Source organism: Ruminococcus sp. AF31-8BH (assembly GCF_003460605.1).
In the GTDB taxonomy this organism is placed as follows: domain Bacteria; phylum Bacillota; class Clostridia; order Lachnospirales; family Lachnospiraceae; genus Blautia_A; species Blautia_A acetigignens.
This window is the reverse complement of the sequence record NZ_QTVN01000005.1, coordinates 111,427-132,472: the sequence shown is the minus strand read 5'-3', so window position 1 is coordinate 132,472 and position 21,046 is coordinate 111,427. Positions and strand designations below refer to the sequence as shown.

The 21,046-nt window shown below is 47.8% G+C and carries 19 protein-coding genes; 6 read left to right on the top strand and 13 right to left on the bottom strand.

Annotated elements, in window-relative coordinates:
* Positions 1 to 29: 29 nt before the first annotated feature.
* From DWZ38_RS08010 to DWZ38_RS08000, 3 genes are read right to left on the bottom strand one after another with little or no spacing between them, the layout of a single operon-like run.
* Positions 30 to 1,559, bottom strand: a complete 1,530-nt coding sequence (locus DWZ38_RS08010; protein ID WP_117851481.1) for an AAA family ATPase — start codon at positions 1,557 to 1,559, stop codon at positions 30 to 32.
* A gap of 10 nt (positions 1,560 to 1,569) precedes the next feature.
* On the bottom strand, positions 1,570 to 2,961 hold the full coding sequence (locus DWZ38_RS08005; protein WP_243000199.1) for a VWA-like domain-containing protein: 1,392 nt from the start codon (positions 2,959 to 2,961) through the stop codon (positions 1,570 to 1,572).
* Positions 2,930 to 3,286 carry a hypothetical protein gene (locus DWZ38_RS08000; protein WP_117851479.1) on the bottom strand — a complete coding sequence of 119 codons (357 nt, stop codon included), beginning with the start codon at positions 3,284 to 3,286 and terminating at the stop codon, positions 2,930 to 2,932. The genes DWZ38_RS08005 and DWZ38_RS08000 overlap by 32 nt, the downstream gene beginning before the upstream one ends.
* Before the next feature lie 230 nt (positions 3,287 to 3,516).
* On the opposite strand from DWZ38_RS08000, the gene DWZ38_RS07995 reads away from it, so the two are divergent.
* Entirely contained in the window at positions 3,517 to 4,746 is a 1,230-nt protein-coding gene (locus DWZ38_RS07995; RefSeq protein ID WP_117851477.1) for a 6-phosphofructokinase, read from the top strand.
* Between the two features lie 185 nt (positions 4,747 to 4,931).
* Here DWZ38_RS07995 and DWZ38_RS07990 read toward each other — a convergent pair whose 3' ends face one another.
* From DWZ38_RS07990 to DWZ38_RS07965, 6 genes are all read right to left on the bottom strand, one after another.
* Positions 4,932 to 6,317, bottom strand: coding sequence for a nucleobase:cation symporter-2 family protein (locus DWZ38_RS07990; protein WP_117851475.1), 1,386 nt, complete (start codon positions 6,315 to 6,317; stop codon positions 4,932 to 4,934).
* A 179-nt stretch (positions 6,318 to 6,496) separates the two neighbouring features.
* Positions 6,497 to 6,721 (bottom strand): hypothetical protein, encoded by a 225-nt coding sequence (locus DWZ38_RS07985; RefSeq protein WP_117851473.1) that lies wholly within the window; start codon positions 6,719 to 6,721, stop codon positions 6,497 to 6,499.
* Between the two features lie 92 nt (positions 6,722 to 6,813).
* A complete protein-coding gene (locus DWZ38_RS07980; protein WP_117851471.1) occupies positions 6,814 to 8,547 on the bottom strand; it encodes a S8 family peptidase in 1,734 nt (577 codons plus the stop codon).
* Between the two features lie 77 nt (positions 8,548 to 8,624).
* Positions 8,625 to 9,410, bottom strand: coding sequence for a prolipoprotein diacylglyceryl transferase (locus DWZ38_RS07975; protein ID WP_117851468.1), 786 nt, complete (start codon positions 9,408 to 9,410; stop codon positions 8,625 to 8,627).
* Complete coding sequence (locus tag DWZ38_RS07970) at positions 9,407 to 10,246, bottom strand: arginase (protein WP_243000198.1); 840 nt, start codon at positions 10,244 to 10,246, stop codon at positions 9,407 to 9,409. The genes DWZ38_RS07975 and DWZ38_RS07970 overlap by 4 nt, the downstream gene beginning before the upstream one ends.
* Positions 10,234 to 11,064: a DUF308 domain-containing protein gene (locus DWZ38_RS07965; protein WP_117851464.1), complete on the bottom strand. Its 831-nt coding sequence runs from the start codon at positions 11,062 to 11,064 to the stop codon at positions 10,234 to 10,236. Before DWZ38_RS07965 ends, DWZ38_RS07970 begins: the two co-directional genes overlap by 13 nt.
* 152 nt (positions 11,065 to 11,216) lie before the next feature.
* Between DWZ38_RS07965 and DWZ38_RS07960 the strand changes: the two genes are divergently transcribed.
* The 5 genes from DWZ38_RS07960 to DWZ38_RS07940 all read left to right on the top strand — a co-directional run bounded on the left by DWZ38_RS07960 (position 11,217) and on the right by DWZ38_RS07940 (position 16,636).
* The gene (locus tag DWZ38_RS07960; protein WP_021926826.1) at positions 11,217 to 12,311 is read left to right on the top strand and encodes an ABC transporter ATP-binding protein; all 1,095 of its coding nucleotides are present in this window, start codon (positions 11,217 to 11,219) and stop codon (positions 12,309 to 12,311) included.
* A gap of 11 nt (positions 12,312 to 12,322) precedes the next feature.
* A complete protein-coding gene (locus DWZ38_RS07955) occupies positions 12,323 to 13,216 on the top strand; it encodes a sugar ABC transporter permease (protein ID WP_021926827.1) in 894 nt (297 codons plus the stop codon).
* Between the two features lie 19 nt (positions 13,217 to 13,235).
* Entirely contained in the window at positions 13,236 to 14,108 is an 873-nt protein-coding gene (locus tag DWZ38_RS07950) for a carbohydrate ABC transporter permease (RefSeq protein ID WP_021926828.1), read from the top strand.
* Entirely contained in the window at positions 14,105 to 15,715 is a 1,611-nt protein-coding gene (locus DWZ38_RS07945; RefSeq protein ID WP_021926829.1) for an extracellular solute-binding protein, read from the top strand. Before DWZ38_RS07950 ends, DWZ38_RS07945 begins: the two co-directional genes overlap by 4 nt.
* A gap of 141 nt (positions 15,716 to 15,856) precedes the next feature.
* Positions 15,857 to 16,636: a hypothetical protein gene (locus DWZ38_RS07940; protein WP_117851461.1), complete on the top strand. Its 780-nt coding sequence runs from the start codon at positions 15,857 to 15,859 to the stop codon at positions 16,634 to 16,636.
* Between the two features lie 206 nt (positions 16,637 to 16,842).
* Here the strand turns inward: DWZ38_RS07940 and DWZ38_RS07935 are convergent, their stop codons facing one another.
* From DWZ38_RS07935 to DWZ38_RS07920, 4 genes are all read right to left on the bottom strand, one after another.
* The gene (locus tag DWZ38_RS07935) at positions 16,843 to 18,189 is read right to left on the bottom strand and encodes an MATE family efflux transporter (RefSeq protein WP_117851459.1); all 1,347 of its coding nucleotides are present in this window, start codon (positions 18,187 to 18,189) and stop codon (positions 16,843 to 16,845) included.
* A 116-nt stretch (positions 18,190 to 18,305) separates the two neighbouring features.
* Entirely contained in the window at positions 18,306 to 18,746 is a 441-nt protein-coding gene (sufU, locus tag DWZ38_RS07930) for a Fe-S cluster assembly sulfur transfer protein SufU (RefSeq protein ID WP_117851456.1), read from the bottom strand.
* Complete coding sequence (locus DWZ38_RS07925; RefSeq protein ID WP_021926833.1) at positions 18,736 to 19,947, bottom strand: SufS family cysteine desulfurase; 1,212 nt, start codon at positions 19,945 to 19,947, stop codon at positions 18,736 to 18,738. The genes sufU and DWZ38_RS07925 overlap by 11 nt, the downstream gene beginning before the upstream one ends.
* The gene (locus tag DWZ38_RS07920; RefSeq protein ID WP_117851454.1) at positions 19,944 to 21,032 is read right to left on the bottom strand and encodes a SufD family Fe-S cluster assembly protein; all 1,089 of its coding nucleotides are present in this window, start codon (positions 21,030 to 21,032) and stop codon (positions 19,944 to 19,946) included. The genes DWZ38_RS07925 and DWZ38_RS07920 overlap by 4 nt, the downstream gene beginning before the upstream one ends.
* Between the last annotated feature and the right edge of the window lie 14 nt (positions 21,033 to 21,046).

Here is a 21,046-nt window from a genome sequence, read left to right as displayed (position 1 = left end):
ATAAGCGCTGGGAAAAATTCCCGCAACCATCATTCCTGCAGGGAATCCAGAATCGCCCTGCATTCTTCCCGCATGGCATTCTCCTGCTTCTGGTAAAGCAAAAGCCCGCAGTGCCTGAAATAAGCATCGCATCCATGTTCGGAAATAAAAGTACTGGTGCACGGATTCCCGGTAAGCCCGGTCTCCAGAAGCAGCAGCTCCTGTCCTTCTCCAAAGCAGTCTTCCAGAAAGGCAAAGCCCCTCTCCAGCATAGTTTTCGTGCGCTCCAATTCCCTGCCCCGCAGCTCACATTCTTTTTCAAACAGCTGGCGTATCAGCTGGAAGCCTTCCTGGCAGTCCGTCACATGAGCCTCGCAGATCTGAAGAAAATACTCTTCCAGAATCCCGATCTGCTCTTCCTCCTGGCATCTCTCCCGCTCCGACAAAAGCTCTGCCTTCCATTTCGCATCCAGTGCTTTTCTTCTTTCTGCCAGAAACTCTTTCATGGAATCCACACATGTTTGCTCCTGGAAAAAACGCTTCAGCTGTATCAGATTCTGGTGGAGCATCACAGTTCTTACATCCACTTTTTCGAAAGCTGCTGCCTGCTGATCAAGTGCTTCCATTACAAGCTGGGTCAGGGTAAACCGCTCCTCAAACTGCGCCCTGGCTGCCATCTCACAGATCAGCCTGTATTCCTTCTGGGGCACAGTTTCCTCTAGAATTTCCCCTACCCGGTAATCCGTTTTGTACCTTTCATATAGTCTATAATAGGCGGCAAAGTCCCTTGTAATTTCCTCTTTCTGAAGAAACTCGCCAACAATCTCTTCGGATACTTCCACCTGAAGCTCTTCATAGCTTTTGAGAAGCTCCGAAAGGTCCTCCCAGCCTCTGGCAGTCACAAAAAATTTTCCGTCTACCGTGTTTTCCACTATGTAGAAATTCTCTTTTTTCAGAGTCAGATAGGACAAAATGGCGCCGTGGACCTGCCTTTTCCCGGCGTATTCCAGCCACACATCTGTCTGGGCCTGTATCTCAAGCTTTCGCACGCGGTCCAGGGTTACAATGTCAAACTCCCGGACAGACTTGTTGTACTCAGGAGGATTGCCTGCTGCCACAATGATCCACCCCTTCGGCACTTTATGGGTTCCGAAGGTTTTGTTCTGCAAAAACTGGAGCATGGCAGGCGCCAGTGTCTCGGACACACAGTTGATCTCATCCACAAAAAGGATTCCTTCTTTTTTGCCGGTGTGCTCCATGCATTCGTAGACGGATGCGATGATCTCGCTCATGGTGTATTCGGTGATATCCATTTCCTTGCCGCCATAATTTCTGGTGACGATTTTCGGCAGTCCTACCGCGCTCTGACGGGTATGATGGGTGATGGTATAGGCCACGAGCCCAACCTGGCATTCCTCTGCGATCTGCTCCATAATGGCTGTTTTGCCGATTCCCGGAGGTCCCATCAGAAGGATTGGCCTCTGGCGCACCAGAGGATAGATGTACCCACCCTTTTCGTTTTTTCTCAGATAAGCCAAAAGGGTATGCTTAATCTCATTTTTTGCTTCTTTTATATTCATCGGTTTGCTCCTAACTGATCACCAGCTTGTATGCCCAATTCGGCACATATTTCATATTTTCATTCTTTTTCACAAAGACAAAAGCAGTCTCGTAATCTGGCTTCTGCCCCGGATAAATGCCGTCGCCGTCTGTGAAATAAATCAGGACTTTCAGGTTTTTCAGTTTCTTTTTCTCCCGTTCTTTCTTTATATAAGTAAAAACAGGCACAAAATCTGTGCCGCTTCGCCCCTGTATCTGCACATTTCGCACGTATTCCTTCCACTCTTCTTCCGAATGGATCACGGACACAGACTGGATGCAGCAGTCGCACTGAATAATGTAGACTTTCATTTTCCGGAAAAAATTCTCTCTTGTGCTGAGAATCTGATAGGTTTCCCCCAGAAACCGCTGCACCAGCTCCCTGGAACAGGAACCTGAGGTGTCGATGGCGATGACCAGCTCCTCCAAGCGGTTTACTTCCTTATACTCCAACGGTTCGATCAGAGGCAGATTTCCATAGTGCTCCATTCCAAAATGATAGAAAATGTAGTCAAAGCTTTCCTCATCCAGCTGGATTTCTTCCCTTGGAAAAGCAAATTTTTTCAGAAATTTCCGGTAGTCATAACGGCTTTTGTAAAGCTGTTCCAGCTCTTCCTGGCGGTTTCCAGGATTGGCACCGATCCGGTGCTTCTGGTGTTCTTTTCCAAGGGTGGTGTAGGTGAGGATCTTCTCCCAGCGGCTTTTCTCCTGCTTTGCCCTCTCCGGATTCAACTTCCACAAAGAATGGTCATCAAATGCAAAAAGCTGCTCCATTTCCTCCAGGGAAAACGGAAGCTTCTCCTGTTCAAGCCGATGGTACAATACCTCCGCAGATAAAGGCCTTCCTCCAAAAAATTCCAAAACCCGGCCACGTAGCTTCTTTTCTTCTGCAGAAAATCCCCACAGATCTTCCGGTATATTTTCCTTTAACAAAAGCTCTGCTGCCAGATCGCAGGCAAGGTTCCACAACCGTTTCTTTGCTTTTTCCTGGGAAAAGGGGTGAAGGTACAGGCAGTGAAACAGAATATGCAGATATCCCCGTTTCAGTGCTCCGGGATTTTTCTCCCAGACACGGATGAGAAACATAGGATCTGCCAGAATCCGGCTTCCGTCTGTGCCGATTCCGTGAATTTCCTGCAGGTCTGTTCTCCTGCTTTTCTCCCTGCTGATCACTTCACAGGAAAGGGCCGCGATTCCCGGTGAAAAAAATGGAAATCTGGCGCAGACTTCGCTGCGGCAGGTATATAAAATACGGCTTCCAAGCTCCCGGCAGGCGGATTCTCTGGCATTTTCCGAAGTCCCGGCGCTCTGGGCAGCCTCTGCATTCGTGGACGCCTCTTTTTTCATAACCTCAGAGGGTGAAATCTCTGTCCGTATATCCATATTTACTGTCCTTTAATTTCATCAGCCACACCAGGCTTTCCAGTTTCTGCTCTTTCCTGGCGGTGCGGATAAAGCTCTCCAGTTCATTTATTCCAAACCAGTCCATTCCTGCCAGCTGCTCCATTTCACAGATATTTTCCTGGCGGATCAATTCTTCCATGGCTGGACGTATTCTCCGCTTCAGGTACTGGCTGTATGCGTTTTTTGCTTCTTCTGAAGTCTCTTCTTTTTCCTGAAAAAAGCCTTCCAACGCACAGGACAGCTTCACTTTCTCCTGCCCCGTACTTTTGAATTTCTCGTATAAAAATTCCTGTTCTTTATCCATCGATTCTTTCACGCTCACTTTTTTATGCAGTCTCCCTGCCTGTTATTATAATCCATCCTTTCTTTTCCCACAATGTAAAATTTTCCAATACAGTCCGTCTGCGCCACCCAAATTCCAGCTGAGTTTTCCGCAAAGCGGGGCGTTGGAATGATTTTTCAAACAGACTCTAGCCACCAGCCTGCCTTCCTGTTATAATGAAGAGACCAAGAACAACAGGAGGACTTACTTGTATGGCAAAAAAGAATCTGATCGTCGGACAGTCCGGCGGACCTACCGCAGTGATAAACAGCAGTCTTTATGGTGTGGTTTCTGAGGGAATCCGTCAGGAGGAAATCGGACATGTTTATGGAATGGTAAATGGAATTGAGGGATTTTTGAAAGGCACAGTCCTGGATTTTGAGGAAGCTCTTCCCGGGGAAAAGCTGGAATACCTCACTTACACCCCAGGTGCTTATCTTGGCTCCTGCCGCTATAAGCTTCCCCAGTCTTTGGAGGACCCGGTATACCCGGAACTGTTCCGCAGGTTTGAAGAGATGAATATTGGCTGGTTCTTTTATATTGGCGGAAATGACTCCATGGATACGGTGAGCAAGCTTTCCCGCTATGCAGCCATGATCGGCAGTGACATCCGCATTATCGGCGAACCTAAAACCATTGACAATGACCTTGTGCATACCGATCATACGCCTGGATTTGGAAGTGCGGCCAGATATGTGGCTTCCACAGTCCGCGAGATCACCCTGGATGCCAGCGTCTATGAGAAAAAATCCGTAACCATCGTGGAGATCATGGGACGTCACGCAGGCTGGCTGACCGCCGCAGGTGCCCTTGCCCGCAAATATACAGGTGACAATCCTCTTCTTATTTATCTGCCTGAGACAGCTTTTGACACAGAGAAATTCCTTACGAAGGTAAGCAGTGCATTTGAGAAAAACTGCAACGTTGTGGTTTGTGTTTCTGAAGGAATCCACGATGCCAAAGGCACCTTCATCTGTGAATATGACAACTCCGTAGGCACCGATACCTTCGGACACAAAATGCTGGCAGGCTGCGGCAAATACCTGGAAAACCTGGTGCGTGGCCGCCTTGGAGTGAAAGCCCGCTCCATTGAGCTGAATGTAAGCCAGCGCTGCAGCGCTTCCCTTCTTTCTGACACAGACCGGCAGGAAGCTGTTACAGCTGGAATTTTCGGTGTTCAGGCTGCACTTAAGGGTGAGACGGGCAAGATGGTTTCCTTTATCCGCCAGGAAACTCCAGATGGCGTTTACCAGATGAACTGCGGACTTGAGGATGTGAACCAGATCTGCAACGAGGAGAAAACCGTTCCTCTCTCCTGGATTACGGAGGATGGCTCTGATGTGACAGAGGATTTCATCCGCTACGCACGCCCGCTGATCCAGGGAAATGTGGCGCTCCCTATGGGCGAAGACGGGCTTCCGGTTTGCGTATATCGCAAATAAAAAGCACTTCTGTATATGAATATAACACGCTTCATGAATGGCAAACTTGAAATTTGACAAACCATCGAAAACTTTGATTATCCATATACCCAAACAGCACCAGACGAGAGATCACTCCCATCCGGTGCTGTTTTTCATCTTATTCCATTTCTTCCATATTCAATTTTCCGTTCAGATTTTCCCATTTATTTCTCATTCTCAAAAAGTCTGTGATCCACTTCCAGCTTCTCCTGAATCTGGCTGTCATGAATCTTTTCTTCTTTTTTCTCATCCCGTGACTTAGGCAGGATCAGATTCAGACAGACTGCAATGATCGTTGCCAGAACTACAGGAGATTTTCCAAAAATAGTAGTCACCCACGAAGGAAGTGTGGCAAGTGCTGCGTTGGCCTGGGATACGCCTACTCCAAGGGCTGCTGCCAATCCGACAATGGAGGAGTTGCGGTAATCCATCTCAGCGGAAGCCACCAGTTTCATACCGGTCATGGCAATGGATGCAAAAACGGATACTGTTGCACCGCCCAGCACGCACTGCGGAATGGTTGTCAGAAGTGCGGAAAACTTCGGCACAAATCCGGCAATGCCAAGGAATGCAGCTGCAAGTCCCAGAACCCAGCGGTTGATAACCTTGGTGGTGGTTACAATACCTACGTTCTGGCTGTATGTAGCAGTGGGAAGTCCGCCAAATAAAGCGCCGATGATGTTGGTAATACCATACGCCACAATACCGCTCTGGAGTTCCTGATCCTTCGGAGTACGGTTCATGGCACCGATGGTGGTGGCGGAATAATCTCCGATGGCCTGAATGGAGTTGATGGCAAACAGAAGTCCGATGGCAACGCAGGCAGAAATCTCAAAATGCACTCCAAAGTGCATCAGCTGGGGCAGCTGGAACACGCTTGCATTTCCAACACTGGACAGATTCACCATGCCAAAGGGAATGGATACCAGATATCCGGCCAGCATACCGATCAGAATGGAGGAAAGCTTCCAGATTCCTTTTCCAAAATGATTCAGCGCAGTTACAACAGCCAGGGTGAAGAATGCAACCAGCCAGTTCTGCCAGGAACCGTAGTCCGGATTGGAAGTTCCGCCTGCCATATAGTTGATGGCAGTTGGATACAGGGAAAGTCCAATGGTGAAAACTACTGTTCCTGTGATCAGCGGCGGGAAAAATACGCGGATCTTCTTCACCAGAATTCCCATGATAACCGCTACAATTCCACCTACGATCTGCGCTCCCATAATGGTATCAATTCCGTATCCGTCCGCAATGGCCTGCATACTTGGCACATATGCGAAGCTGACACCCATGATCATGGGAAGTCCGGAACCAATCCGAAACTTTTTCCCGATTGGAAACAGCTGGACCAAAGTGGAAAACGCAGCGATCACAAGAGCAGCCTGAATAAGGATGACCTGGTCCTTATTCTCAAGGCCGGCTGCTCCTGCCACAATAATGGCAGGGGTGACACATCCCACGATCATTGCAACTACATGCTGCAGCGCAAGAGGAAGAGCTTCCTGGATACGCGGGATACCATCAGTTTCAAAAATACTGCCTCTCTTCATAATGTTCTCCTGCTTTCTTTTGTTTTATATAGTATACCAAATAGTGGGCGCAAAAACAATTAGATTGCCTAAAAATCTTTGTATTATTGTTAACAAAAAAACAAGCTTGTTTTTGTCTATATTTATTGTTTTTGTCTATATTTATAAGAGGCTAATTTCCGGTGGTCTCATGCTCTCACCTACTTTACAAGACCGGAATTGCTTCTGTATTCTTCATTCAGTTCCCGCAGTTCCTTTTCCCCATTAATATACAGCTCATAAAAAGCATCCACAGACCCGCCGCCCAGATTATCACACCCATTGCAAAAATCACACGCACCTCCGCACTGATTCAGCCCCTCCTGGACGATGCGGATTCTCTCTTCTTTTGTTGTGTCTTTGATCAGTATACTTGATATTTCCATAGCTGTTTTCCTCCTGTTTATGATTGCGCTTTATAATTTCCGTATCAAAAAAGCCGGCACATATAGCCGTATTCTAAAGCAAAAATATCTTCTCACGTCAACAGTTCAAACGTATGATACAGATCCAGTCTTCCAAATCCCCAGTCCCGGTTGGGATACTGGAGACGGTCTTCTCTTTTGGCGCCGCGGGTGAGGTAGTTTTTGACGCTGGAGCCGGTGAAGAAGGGGCGGTTGCCGCGGATGACGGCCCATTCGAAGAGGAGGGCGGCGGTGCCGGCTGTCTGAGCGGCAGAGAGGCTGGTGCCGGAGGCGTAGCCGTAAAGGCCGTTTAGCTGGGGGACCTTGATCTGCACGCCCGGGGCTGCTACCTGGGGAACCACATTTCCGTCCGGCATAAAGCCCCGGCTTGCCTGCACGTACAGGCTGTTGTCACGGTACTGATAGGCGGTGACGGTAATGCTCTCCAGGGAATCTCCGGGGGCCGTCACGGTATTGTAAGGAGATGGCTCCAGGAAATACGTCTCCTCGGAAATCAGCCCCTGCACAGGCAGCCACATGTGAAAGCTTACATTCTGGTTATCCCTGCCCCGGACAAAAATCCGCCAGATACCAGGCGCAGGCTGGATAAACCGGAAATACACCAGCGTATATCCCGTCTGCCTCTCAATAGACACATAATCGACCTCCACCCTTGTCTCCACAAAAACAAAGGAAAGTTCCTGGGGCACATCTCCAAGTGACGAACTGATATCCAGGATTTCCCCGGTTGGCGACTGCAGAGACAGATTGTAGATTTCCGGAGGTTCTCCCCAGAATTCCATGGTAAAGCCAGGCTCTTTGTTCCCCACGCGAAGATCTGCCCCTGCCTGATTTTCCCGCTCTGACAGCCTGCCTGTATAATGATGCCTTGCGCTGCCCTCATTTCCAGCAGCCACAGACACGGAGATCAGGGAATACGCAGAAGTATAATCCACATATGTACTCAGCGGATTTTTCCCAATATGTGCGCCCTGGCTGCTGCCGATTCCCAGACACACAGACAGAGGCAGTTTCCTCTCATTTGCCATTCGCACAGCGAAATCCATCCCCATCATAATATCATTTTCCTGAAAAAGCTCTGCCTGTGATGGAAACAGATAAAACTCCCGCAAATATTTTTTTGCCTGCTTCACCTTCACAATAATCAGCATGGCCTCCGGCGCCGCCCCGCAAAAGCCCTCCTCAGGGGCATAATTTCCTGCAGCTATGGCTGCCATTCTGGTACCGTGTCCATTTGTATCCAGGGAAGGCACCAGATCCAGCGGATTTTCCGACGCCAGTGCCCGGTCAATGTCACTTTTCCAGAACACTTTTCCATAAGGCACCTCACGCCCGTCTCCATCAAGAGTCTGGTCCCAGATACACAAAATCCTGCTGCCCATTTCATTCTGAAAAAGAGGATTACGGTAGTCAATTCCGGAATCAATAACTGCAATGGCCGTCCCCTGCCCTTTCAGCTGAAGATAAGGATGCTCCTGCAGCCTTGTAATCCCTGACGCCCCAAGGCTTCCAAGATCCATATAAGTATAACATTTTGGAATAAAACTGTAAGAATACGTGTTGATGTTCAGATTTCCCACCTCGGTAAGCGGGGCATAGACCACACCATAGATCGAATTGATTTTCTGAAAGCTAATACCCGGGACATCGCCCAGGTCTTCCTGAAAATTCCCCATATATTTCACAATAAAATCCGCATACAGCTCATTCTGGGCAGGGGACGCATCCGGCCTTGTCCCTTCTTCCTGAATTCCAACTGTATCTGCATACTCCGGGGATTTTTGCATGTGCTTCCCTCCAGCTTATATTCAGTTAAGCCTATGCAGTTTTTTGGCTTTTATGTCTGTGATTTCCATGAACTTGCTCATGCAGACATGTCTCGTTTCGTTTTGCCGTCCCGGGCATTCTCACTGAAAACAAGAAGCAGGACTATTCCTGCCACGAAAGTAAACAGGGAAATAAACTGTGAGGTAGACAATGCCCCTACACTTCCTCTTGCCAGATCCCCTCTGAAAAACTCCAGCACAAACCTTCCCGCACTGTAAAAAATCAGATAAGCCGCGGCCGTCTCCCCGTCCTTTTTCTGTTTTTTGAGAATAAAAAGCAAAATCCCATAATGAATGAAATCCAGAATACTGGAATAAATCTGGGTGGGAATCAGTGCCACCCCGTTTGGCGCAAAGCCGGAGTCATGAAAGGTAATGGAAAAAGCACTGTTCGTCTCCTTTCCATAGCAGCATCCTGCCAGCAGACAGCCGATCCTGCCAAATCCCTGGGCCAGCGCCACCGACGGCATCAGCGTATCAAAGAACCGAAGAAAATCCAGATTTTTTATCCTGCAGTACACATACGCCGTAAGGATTCCCCCGATAATGCCGCCAAACACAACGAACCCATCCGTCAGGGTATCCCCGAGAAAGCCCGGATTGGCCACAATGCTCTTCCACTCTGTGATCCAGTACAGGATCTTTGCCCCAAGAAAGCCGCCAAGCACGCACCATACCACAAGGTTAAAAACATGTTCGTAAGGAAGTCCCCGCTTTTTGGCTCTGCGTTCTCCCGTAAAGTAAGCTGCCAGGATCCCTACCGCGATCATCAGTCCATACCCGTAAACGGTAAAGGGTCCTATTTTCAGCAATTCATTTTTCATAATAAAGCTCCTCTATCTTCCTGCTCGGCAAAAAAGTTTTTCCAGAACTTCAGAAGTTCCCGGTTTGCCGCATCATTTCTCTCATTGTCTGCTCCGTCCGGGTCACATTCCCCGCAGATATCCACCTGAAGGATTTTTCCGCCGGCCTCTTTAAAATGCCTGGTGACAAATTCCAGTGCTGCCATCATTTCCCCAAGAGTCATATCTCCCTGACTCCAGGTAGTGCTGGCATCCGTTGTACCAAGCACATCTTTATCAATGGAAACATAAAGAGGAAGGTCCGTGGGAATTTCTCCAAGGAAAGAAAAATCCATCACATTCCTTTCCATATTATTCGTTTTTTCGGAATAGCTTTCGTTATTTCGAAAGTCCTGGAGCATCTCCCTTGAGAAAAACTTTACCTTCTCTTTCAGCGGCTCTTCCACCTGACTGTAAGCTTCCTCATCTGGCCCTACAAGCCATACTTCAACCAGATTTTCTGCCTCTTCAATTGCACTTGCGATCCAGCCGCCGCAAGAGAGAAGCCCTCCAAAAGCCGGCAGCTGCATGTCCGTATGATTGTCAAAAACCAGAAGCCGAAAGGGCTCTTTCACTCTCTCAATCCCAATCCGGCTCATATAATGATAATTGCCGGAATCAATAAAATAAATTCCTCCCGCTGAAAATTCCTCCAGCTTTTCCAGAATCTGCGTCTTCGCTTCGTCGTCACAATAGCAGTTTGTTCCGGGAATTTCCCGGACATCCAGCCAGGATACCTTTTCCCCTTCAAAAAACTGCTCTCCCTTATAAATCCCGGAAAAATCCATGATCACAATCTCTGCCATCAGTCTTTCCACTCCTCAAGGACTTCTTCTGCTTCCTCGCTTTCCCCGGAAGCTTCATCCGGAACGGCTTCTGGATTCCCGGCACTTTCCTGGGAAACAGCCCCGTCTGGCTGAACATTTTCTTCTGGAACAGTCTCTGTGTTCTTAGAACTTTCTTCAGACGCCATCTGGCTGCTTACATTCCCTGCATCCGGTGCTGGAGCAGAGGTATTTCCTGTCTCTTCTGTATTCTGTGCAGAAGCCGCTTCTGCCTTACTGTCGTCTTTTTCTTCTGTCTCCTCAGATGGAATCTCCTTTTTCAATCCATGCTTCAGGATCAGATAGAAAATAATATCAAGTGCCCCGTTTGCCACAAAAATCCATCCGGAAACCTGCATGGTAAGCCGAAGCTCGCTGAACGGATTCACAAGGATCAGCACGCCAAGCCCCACAAACACCAGGCTCTCAATGAGAAACGCTTTCCATGCCCCAAGCTTTCTTTTCCTTAATTTCATGCTTCCACGAAGCATCCAGATACTGTCCACCAGAACGAAGGCTCCCAGCATCAAAGTAAGAAGCTTCACCACCACCTGTGGATTCATAAACAGAAATGCCCCGATCACCAGCACGATCACACCGGAAAAAAGATCCAGAATTGTGGCGTTTTCTTTTTCCAGCACATAGATCACGATGTGGTACAGTCCTGCTCCCACGAGAACCAGGCCAAACACTACCTTACACAGCACATTTACCGTTTCCACAGGCATCAGGGCCAGGCACACGCCCAGCGCTATGTAGAGAATGGAAACCGGAATCTGTCCTTTTAATACTTTCATTTTTTTATCTTCCATAAAGCGCGCTCCTTTATTTCTTTTCGTCAGTATACCTCTTTTAAACTTTTTCGTCCACCCAAAATGCAGGAAAACTTTTTTGCATTGTACAAACCACTGGAATTCGTTATAATAGTAAGCAAATCTGAATTATAATACGTAGGAGAGAGAATATGAAAATCGTATTAGAACACCTCACCAAGCAGTTTCCTGCCCGCGGGCGGAAATCCCGGGAATCGGTTACTGCAGTGGACAATTTCAATTTTGAAATTCCAGACGGACAGCTGATCGGACTTCTTGGCCCTTCCGGTTGCGGCAAAAGCACCACCCTGAACATGATCTGCGGACTTGAAAAACCAACTGACGGCCGAATCCTTTTCGGCGAAGAGGACGTCACAAATCTTCCCCCTGAGAACCGGGGCGTGGGCATGGTATTTCAGAACTACGCCCTCTATCCTCATCTCACTGTGAAGCAGAACATTCTTTTTCCCCTGCAGAACCTAAAGGGAAAGGACAAGCTTTCCAAGGATGAAATGGACCGCCGCGTCCAGAACGCTGCCCAGCTGGTGCAGATCACAGAGCTGATGGACAGACGCCCCTCCGAGCTTTCCGGCGGTCAGCAGCAGCGTGTTGCCATTGCCCGCGCCCTTGTAAAAATGCCCCGGGTGCTGCTCCTTGACGAGCCTCTTTCCAACCTGGACGCCAGACTCCGCCTGCAGACCAGGGAAGAAATCCGCAAGATCCAGCGCGCCACAAAGATCACCACTGTGTTTGTCACCCACGACCAGGAAGAAGCCATGAGCATTTCCGACATGATCGTTGTCATGAAAAGCGGCGTGGTCCAGCAGATCGGCAAGCCCCAGGATGTATATGACAGCCCGGTCAATCTGTTTGTAGCCAGATTCCTTGGCACCCCGCCAATCAATGTATTTGAGGGCGAGATCCGTGGGCAGAAGCTTTATATCGGGGAAAATGCCATCCTGGACGCTCCCGGAATTTCCGATCAGCAGGTATTTGCCGGAATCCGTCCCGAAGGCTTTGTCCTTGACAAAAACGGCCCTCTTTGCTGCCAGCTTGGAGGCGTTGAGGTCATGGGACGTGACATCTCCGTGGTATCCTCCCACGCTGCTTCCCAGGCACCTGCCATCCGCTCCATTATCAGCTCCGAGAGCAGCATTGATCTTTCTTCCAAAACCATCCGTTTTGCGGTGAAGCCAAACAAGATTTTCCTTTTTGGCCGTGAAACAGAAGAAAGGATTTACCTTTAAGGGAGGTTCCTATGAATAAAAGAAATTTAAAAGGCTGGCTCTATCTTCTGCCGGCAATCCTGTTTCTGGGTGTTTTCATGGTATATCCTCTCATTGACGTTTTTATCTACTCCTTTGAAGAGGGCTATAACTCCGCATCCCAGACCTATTACGGGACAGGCGCATACAACTATTCCTATGTGCTTCATGATCCCTATTTTCTTCAGGCAATCAAGAATACCTTTCTTCTGGTAATCATTACTGTGCCTCTTTCCACCTTGCTGGCACTTCTGATTTCCGTTGCCTTAAGCTCCATAAAAGCTTTGAAGAAGCTTTACCAGACCATTTACTTCCTGCCTTATGTGACCAACACTCTGGCAGTTGGCCTTGTTTTTATGATCCTTTTTAAGAAAACAGCTTACTCGGACGGGCTTGTGAACCTGGTCCTTCAGCTGTTCGGGCGCGGTCCCGTTGATTTCATCGACGGACCCTATTGGGCGAAAATGCTGGTTCTGTGCATTTATACCATATGGATCGTCATGCCATTTAAGGTGCTGATCCTGACCAGTGCACTGGCTTCCGTGAACCAGAACTACTACAACGCGGCCAGGGTGGACGGTACTTCCAGATTCCGTATTTTTGTGCGGATCACCCTGCCCATGATCTCACCTACTGTATTTTACCTGATCATAACAGGCTTCATCGGAGCATTTAAGGCCTACAGCGATGCAGTGGCCCTTTTCGGCACAGACCTAAACGCTGCAGGAATGAATACCATTGTAGGATATGTTTACGATATGCTTTACGGCAACGGGGGCGGCTATCCTTCCTACGCATCTGCCGCGGCGATCATTTTGTTTGTGATCGTCCTGACCATCACCTGCATCAATCTGCTGGTGAGCAGGAAGCATGTTTATTACTCATGAAACAATTCGAGGACGAAAAATGGAAAATTCAAACCAGTTTACCAATGAACGCTCTGCTGCCAGACGACATACAGCAGTCAGCGTGATCACTTACATTCTGCTCACCCTGTGGGCGCTGATCGTACTGTTTCCTTTTTACTGGATGGTCCTGACCTCTGTAAAAAGCTACAGTTCCTACAACGCGGAGCACATTCCCAGCTTTTTTACCCTGACTCCGACCATGCAGAATTATGCAGACGCATTTACGGCGGTGCCTCTGGGAAAATATCTTCTCAATACCCTTATTTTCACATCGGCCACCACCGCCATTATGATGGTCGTGATCACCCTCTCCGCTTTTGCTTTTGCAAGGCTTGAGTTCCGGGGAAAAAATCTGGCCTTTACCTTATTTCTCTCCCTGATGATGATTCCAAACGAGCTTGTGATCATCACCAACTTTGTGACCATTACCAACCTGGATATGCGAAACACCTTCCTGGGACTGATCCTTCCCTCTGTCACCTCCGTATTTTACATTTACCTTCTGAAAGAAAATTTCGAGCAGGTTCCGGACGAGCTTTACCGGGCAGCCAAGGTGGACGGCACCTCCGATCTGAAATACCTGTGCAAGGTTATGATCCCCATCTGCAAGCCCACTATGGTGACCATCGCCATCCTGAAGGTAATTGAATGCTGGAATTCCTACGTATGGCCCCGCCTCATCACAGATGACCAGAATTATTACCTGGTTTCCAATGGTATCCAGGAAATCCGTGAGAACGGCTTCGGACGTGAAAATATTCCTGCCATGATGGCTGCGGTTGTGGTAATCTCACTTCCCCTGATCGTTCTGTTCCTGATTTTCCGCAACAAGATCATGGCCGGGGTTTCAAGAGGAGGTACAAAAGGATGATGACGAAAAAACATAAATTTCCAGGGAAAAAGCTTCTTGTTCTGGCGCTGGCTGCTGTCTTAGCGGCAGGACTTAGCGGCTGTCACGGTGCAAAGGAGCAGAGCGCATTTTCCATCCCTGAAGAATTTGATACCTCCAAGAACTATGAAATCACCTTCTGGGCCAAAAACGACACCAACAAAACCCAGACGGAAATTTACAAAAAGGCCATCTCCGATTTCGAGGCCCTGTATCCCAATATTACTGTAGACCTGCGGCTTTACACCGATTACGGCAAGATCTACAATGATGTCATTACCAACATTGCCACAGAAACCACCCCAAATGTGTGCATCACTTACCCGGACCACATTGCCACTTACCTGACCGGAAATGACACGGTGGTTCCCCTGGATGACCTGATGGCAGATGAAAGCTACGGTCTTGGCGGCAGCAAGCTGGAATTTGACTCTGTAAAAAGCGATGAGATCATCCCCCAGTTTCTGGAGGAGTGCTCCTTTGCCGGACATTACTATGCCCTGCCCTTCATGCGTTCCACAGAGGTCTGCTACGTAAACAAAACCTACGTGGAAAAGCTTGGCTACACCCTTCCCGAAACTCTGACCTGGGATTTTGTCTGGGAAGTCAGCGAAAAAGCCATGGAGCAAAATGCAGACGGCACCTACAAGATCAACGGACAGAACGTGCTGATTCCCTTCATTGACAAGTCCACAGACAACATGATGATCGAAATGCTGAAGCAGAAAAACGCGGGATATTCCACAGACAGCGGCGAGATCCAGCTTTTTAACGATACTACTACCGATCTTCTGTACACCATTGCAGATCATGTAAAAACAGGTGCTTTTTCCACCTTTAAGATTTCCAGCTACCCTGCCAACTTTTTGAACGCCGGACAGTGTATTTTCGCCATTGATTCTACAGCAGGCGCTACCTGGATGGGCACTCATGCACCGCTTGTGGATATCAGTTCCGATGCGCTGGTGGACTTTGAGACAGAGGTTATGACCATTCCCCAGTTTGACCCGGAGAATCCCCAGATGATCTCCCAGGGACCTTCCGTGTGCGTGTTCAATAAGAAGGACTCCCAGGAAGTGCTGGCATCCTGGCTTTTCACCCAGTATCTGCTTACCAATGAGGTGCAGACCGCTTACTCGGAAACAGAAGGCTACGTACCTGTCACCAGCAAGGCCCAGGAATCTGACCAGTATCAGGATTATCTTTCCAGAGAGGGCGAGGACAATTCCACCTACTATGATGTAAAAATAAAGGCCTCCAAAACCCTTCTGGAAAATGTGGACCACACCTTTGTCACACCTGTATTCAACGGCTCTGCTTCCCTTCGTGACGCAGCCGGGCAGCTGATCGAGAACGTGACCAAGTCTGTGAGAAGAAAGCAGGAAATAGACGCCGATTACATTGACCAGCTTTACAGCGATGTCACCTCCCTGTACCATCTTGATCAGATATCCGCGTCGGAAACCTCCGGAAAAGCAGACCTTGGCCCCCTTCCTGTTGAATCAAAGATTCTTCTTGTCAGCCTTGGGGCGGTCTGGTTTTTCATTCTTCTTTATCTGCTTCTGGAAAAAAGGAAAAGCAGAAAATAACTTTCCCCTAATCCCTTGATTTCCTCCTGTTTTCGTTTATAATAAAGGTGGTTGTGCATGCAGCCACCTTTTTTAATAAAATACATATGCTAAAGGCATACCTTTGTGACGTTTCTTGCGTACACACAGAAAGGAGACATTATGAAAAAAAGACTTGTATTACTGATGGCACTCTCCCTTACTTTCGCATTCCCGGGAGCAGTTATGGCAGAGGAGAACACTACTGAAGAGACCGCAGAAGCTGCTTCTGAGGAAGCTGATGTGAAGTCCGAGGGCGTTATGACTCATGATGAGTACCTTGCTGCAGCAGTAGATGACGAGGTTGTGATCGAAACCTATGTACAGGCTAAACAGTCCTGGTGGGAAGACAAGGCAACTCTCTATACCCAGGATAAAGACGGCGCATACTTCATTTACAACATGCCATGCTCTGAGGAAGAGTATGACAAGCTGGTACCTGGTACCAAGATCAAGGTAACCGGATACAAGGCTGAATGGTCCGGAGAAATTGAGGTTGCAGATGTATCCTCTTTCGAGATCGAGGACGGTGAATATGTTGCAGAGCCGCTTGATGTAACAGATCTTCTTGGCAAGGATGAGCTGATCGACCATCAGAACGAGCTGGTATCCTTCAAGGGCATGACTGTAGAAGCTGCCGGACAGGATGCAGACGGAAATGATGTTGCATATCTTTACAACTATGATGGCTCCGGTTCTGAAGGGGACGACCTTTACTTCAACGTTTCCCTTGACGGAGAGACCTATACATTTACAGTAGAGTCCTACCTTTGCGACAAGGACAGCGATGTATACAAGGCTGTAGAAGCCCTGAACATCGGTGACAAGATCGACATGGAAGGCTTCCTGTACTGGTATGAGGGCGTAAACCCGCACATCACATCTGTAACTGCTGCTGAATAAGATTCCGGCGCTGTTATACCGCCTTTGCTGCAGCATCCTGCACAGTACATAGAATTAAGCATCTTACACATAACAGGCCTCGGAAACGGCATTTTCTGCTGCTTCCGAGGCCTTATTGATTACGCTTTATTTCACTGTCTCAAAATTTGGAAAGTCTCTCTTCCATTTCGAAATATCCTATCCTTACATTCCGCCTGCATGTTTCCCTACGCAATCCCGATCTTCGTATTCTTATACACATGTATGAAATAAATGATCTCCACAGTCGCTGTAATTCCCCACGAGAAAATATACAGCAGATATAATGATGGAATCGTTCTGAAATATGCAAAAACCGTATTCACCCAAATCATTCGGAATACGCAAGAACCCAGGATCACAGTTATAGTGGGCACAAAGCTTTTTCCAAGAGCCCTTGAAGCAGCAATGCTGGCATCCATAAAGGCTGAAAATCCATAGCTGAAGCCCATAATGGTCAGTCTTTTCATTCCTGCATCTATAACAGCCGCATCATTGGTAAACAATCCCAGAAACTGTCTTCCGAAAATAACAAGACAGATTCCTCCTACCAGTCCGATACCAAAAGAATAGGCAAGACTGATCAGATAACTGTTTTTCACCCGCTTTCTTTTACCTGCACCGTAATTTTGTCCCATAAAGCTTCCGCAGGCTGTATAAAAAGCAGCCATAGAATCATAAAGCAAGGCATCTGCATTTGCAGCTGCAGAATTACCAGCTACCATAGTAGCGTCAAAGGTATTTACACCAGCCTGGATAAACAGATTGGCAACCTGGAATATTCCATTTTGTAATCCTGCCGGAAGTCCGATCTGAATAATGTATTTTGCCATTTTTTTGTCAAATTTCAGTTCAGACATACGAAGTGCATAATCTCCTCCCATTTTTGCCAGTGCGCGTAAAATCAATATTGCAGACAGATACTGGGCAATAATACTGGCCAGTGCAACTCCTGCCACATCCATTTTACAGCCAATAACAAAAAACAGATTCAGCACAACATTCACAACGCCTGCTGCAGACAGATAATATAAAGGCTTCTTAGTATCTCCAAAGGCACTGCACACCGCATTACCAAAATTGTACAATGCCAGCGCAGGCATTCCAAGAAAATAAATCCGAATATAAAGTACTGCTCCTTCTAACAGCTCCTCCTTTGTATTCAGCAGTTCCAGAACGCCTCTTGAAAAAAGCAGTCCGAATATCAGTACGATCACTCCGGCAGCAAAGCTTACAAGAAGAGCAGTATGTACAGTCTGTATGGTGCTTCTTTTATCCCGGGCACCGAAATATCTTGCAACCAGAACATTGATACCTCCTGCCATGCCAATGAGAACCCCTGTAAAAAGAGTTACCAGCGTGGTGGTGGAACCTACTGCCCCAAGGGATAAGGAGCCCGCAAACTGCCCGATTACCGCAATGTCCGCCATATTAAACAACACCTGAAGCAGGTTCGTCAGCATAAGGGGAATACTGAAAAACAGCATTTTCCCCCAGATGGAGCCTGTAGTCAGATCCTGTCTGTCCTCTTTCATTTCCTTTTTTCTCCTTCATCATCCATATTTTTCTGCGCAAAAAAAAGGCCCCGTGGACCTTTTTTCGCCATCGTTATATGGATTATAACACTGACCTTAAGTTTTGTCATTGTGTTTTATAAATTCTTTTCAGCCTCTTTTTCCAGCAGCTCTTCCATGGTATGCCAGCCAAGAACCGCGCATTTTACACGGGCAGGCATTTTGGAAATATCGGCAAGGGACATAGCTTCCTCAAGGGGTTCCAGTTCATCCCCCTTTGCCTCTCCCTTTATCATTCTGGAAAAAAGATCAGCAAGCTGTAAGGCTTCTTCCTTTGTTTTTCCGATGATCAGCTCCAGCATCATATCCACAGAAGCCTGGGAAATAGCGCAGCCGCTGCCCACAAAGGCACCGTCTGTGATCACGCCGTTCTCTTCCTTCAGTTCCAGGATAATGTCATCACCGCAGCTTGGATTCACTCCCTCAAGAACCAGATTGGCATCCTCCAGCTTCTTTTTGTGCGCCGGATGCAGATTGTGGTCCGTCAGAATCTCATTGTAAAAAGTATTATTCATCATAGCCCATCAGCCTCCTGATATTTTTTACCTGCTCGATTAAGCGAAGCACATCCTCCTCACTGTTGTAAAAAGAAATGCTCGCTCTTGTGGTCACCATCACTCCAAGATGTGCCAGAAGAGGCTGTGCGCAGTGATGACCTGCACGCACATCCACATGTGCTCCGTCCAGAATGGAAGCAATGTCGTGAGGATGTACCCCGTCTACTGTAAAATTCAGGATTCCGTTGTGTTCCTTTGGATCCTGGCTTCCGATCACATGCACATGGGGAATTTTTTTCAATTCTTCCATTGCCAGGGCAGTAAGCGCATTTTCTTTCTCTTCAATAGCTTCAAAGCCAATGGAATTCAGATAATCAATGGCAGCTTTTAAGCCCCACGCACCGCCGCCGTTCACCGTTCCGGCCTCAAACTTATGGGGCAGTTCTGCAAAAACAGCACCCTCGCGGGTAACGCTTTCAATCATTTCCCCGCCAGTCAGAAATGGGGACATGGCATTTAACAGATTCTCTTTTCCATAGAGAACGCCGATTCCCATTGGCGCCATCAGCTTATGTCCGGAAAATGCTAAGAAATCCGCATCCATTTTCTGCACATCAATGGGAATATGGGGTGCGCTCTGAGCGGCATCCACAAGCACTACTCCGCCCACGCCATGAACCTTCTCAATAATCTTTTCCACCGGGTTCACGCGTCCGATCACATTGGAAATATGGGTGACGGCTGCAAATTTCGTCTTAGGCGTGACGGCATTTTCGATTGCCTCATCTGTAAAGCTTCCGTCCATCTCACATTCTAAGAACTTAATGGCAGCTCCTGTCTGTCTTGCCACCATCTGCCAGGGAAGAAGATTGCTGTGGTGGGAATCGATTCCTACCAGGATCTCATCCCCTGCCTTCAGGTTATTTAATCCGTAGCTGTATGCCACCAGATTGATGCTCTCCGTTGTGTTTCGTGTAAAAATAATCTCACAGGATTTTGCGGCATGAAGGAAATCCCGCACGGTATCCCTTGCTTCCTCGTAGCGGTCTGTAGCCTCCATTCCAAGCTCATACAGCCCTCTTAAGGGGTTTGCGTTATATTTTTCGTAGAAGGCCTTTTCCGCCTCCAGAACAGCCAGAGGACGCTGTGCAGTGGCTGCATTGTCAAGATATGCCACCTGGCTGTCTTTTAAAAGGGGAAAGTCCTTTTTGTAATCTGTCATTGGCGTTCCTCCAGGTATTTCAATGTTTTTTCACGGATGGAAGGCTCTTTGATCTGGCCTGCCACTGCATCCAGGCGGGCTCTTGCAATCATTTTCTCTGCTGCTTCCTTGGTAAAGCCGCGAGACATCAGATAGAACAACGTCTTTTCATCCAGCTCTCCGATGGATGCACCGTGATTTCCTTCCACATCCTCCTCTGCGCAGAGGATCAGCGGAATGGTCTGGTTCACCACATCATCGCCAAGGAGAAGCACATCCTCTTTTTCATTTCCCACAGAACCCGGGCAGCCTTTCACAAAATCAATGGTTCCGCGGAAAAGCTTAAATGCCTCGCCGCTTAAAACACCGCTGCTTTCCATCAGGCTCTCGGTCTTTCTGCCATGATGGCGTGCCACATAATTCATATCCAGGCGCTGCTTTTCCTCTCCCAGATAGCCGATGTGGGTTTTAAAGGAACTGGAATCTTCCTTCAGATCCATGTAGGCACCAGAGTAGACTTCTTTTCCGCCCAGCTCCATCTTCACCAGATCTACGGAAGCGTTTTTGCCCAGAATACCGCCGATATCGGAAAATACTTTTGTTTTTTTGTCCATGGTCTGCACAACGGTCAGATCCAGTTTTGCATTTTCTTCTGCGTAAATTTTCAGCTGCAGGAAAAAGGGCTCTGCTTCCTTTTCTTTGGAGGTGCAGTAAACAGCCACATTCATTCTGGTATTTGCTTTTACATAAAGAAAATACCTTCCGTAGCGTCCGTCTGCGGTAAGATTTAAGATTGCCTGGTTTCCTGCCTCTGGATTTTTCTCATCTGTGCACTGGATCACTTCCACCGGGAAATTTTCGCCCAGCTTATCCATGTCTTTTCCAAGGGCTGTTTCTATACTGTCAAAGAGCTGCTTCTCATTCTCATCTGCCTGATGAAGCTCAAGGCCGCTGCCTAAATTTATACCTGCGTGTTTGCCAAGCTGTTCTTCATAGGTTCCTGCAACAGGAATTTTTACATCCGGTACAAATGCTTCATTCATTTTAAGCCGGTTCCAAGTGATTGCCGGAAGCCTGTTAATTGTCATATTCATACTTTTTTCCATATCATTCAACCTCC

Coding starts and splice junctions, on each gene's coding strand:
- DWZ38_RS08010 (WP_117851481.1), bottom strand. CDS start 1,559: ATGAATATAAAAGAAGCAAAAAATGAGATTAAGCATACCCTTTTGGCT.
- DWZ38_RS08005 (WP_243000199.1), bottom strand. CDS start 2,961: ATGGATATACGGACAGAGATTTCACCCTCTGAGGTTATGAAAAAAGAG.
- DWZ38_RS08000 (WP_117851479.1), bottom strand. CDS start 3,286: ATGGATAAAGAACAGGAATTTTTATACGAGAAATTCAAAAGTACGGGG.
- DWZ38_RS07995 (WP_117851477.1), top strand. CDS start 3,517: ATGGCAAAAAAGAATCTGATCGTCGGACAGTCCGGCGGACCTACCGCA.
- DWZ38_RS07990 (WP_117851475.1), bottom strand. CDS start 6,317: ATGAAGAGAGGCAGTATTTTTGAAACTGATGGTATCCCGCGTATCCAG.
- DWZ38_RS07985 (WP_117851473.1), bottom strand. CDS start 6,721: ATGGAAATATCAAGTATACTGATCAAAGACACAACAAAAGAAGAGAGA.
- DWZ38_RS07980 (WP_117851471.1), bottom strand. CDS start 8,547: ATGCAAAAATCCCCGGAGTATGCAGATACAGTTGGAATTCAGGAAGAA.
- DWZ38_RS07975 (WP_117851468.1), bottom strand. CDS start 9,410: ATGAAAAATGAATTGCTGAAAATAGGACCCTTTACCGTTTACGGGTAT.
- DWZ38_RS07965 (WP_117851464.1), bottom strand. CDS start 11,064: ATGGAAGATAAAAAAATGAAAGTATTAAAAGGACAGATTCCGGTTTCC.
- DWZ38_RS07960 (WP_021926826.1), top strand. CDS start 11,217: ATGAAAATCGTATTAGAACACCTCACCAAGCAGTTTCCTGCCCGCGGG.
- DWZ38_RS07955 (WP_021926827.1), top strand. CDS start 12,323: ATGAATAAAAGAAATTTAAAAGGCTGGCTCTATCTTCTGCCGGCAATC.
- DWZ38_RS07950 (WP_021926828.1), top strand. CDS start 13,236: ATGGAAAATTCAAACCAGTTTACCAATGAACGCTCTGCTGCCAGACGA.
- DWZ38_RS07945 (WP_021926829.1), top strand. CDS start 14,105: ATGATGACGAAAAAACATAAATTTCCAGGGAAAAAGCTTCTTGTTCTG.
- DWZ38_RS07940 (WP_117851461.1), top strand. CDS start 15,857: ATGAAAAAAAGACTTGTATTACTGATGGCACTCTCCCTTACTTTCGCA.
- DWZ38_RS07935 (WP_117851459.1), bottom strand. CDS start 18,189: ATGAAAGAGGACAGACAGGATCTGACTACAGGCTCCATCTGGGGGAAA.
- sufU (WP_117851456.1), bottom strand. CDS start 18,746: ATGATGAATAATACTTTTTACAATGAGATTCTGACGGACCACAATCTG.
- DWZ38_RS07925 (WP_021926833.1), bottom strand. CDS start 19,947: ATGACAGATTACAAAAAGGACTTTCCCCTTTTAAAAGACAGCCAGGTG.
- DWZ38_RS07920 (WP_117851454.1), bottom strand. CDS start 21,032: ATGGAAAAAAGTATGAATATGACAATTAACAGGCTTCCGGCAATCACT.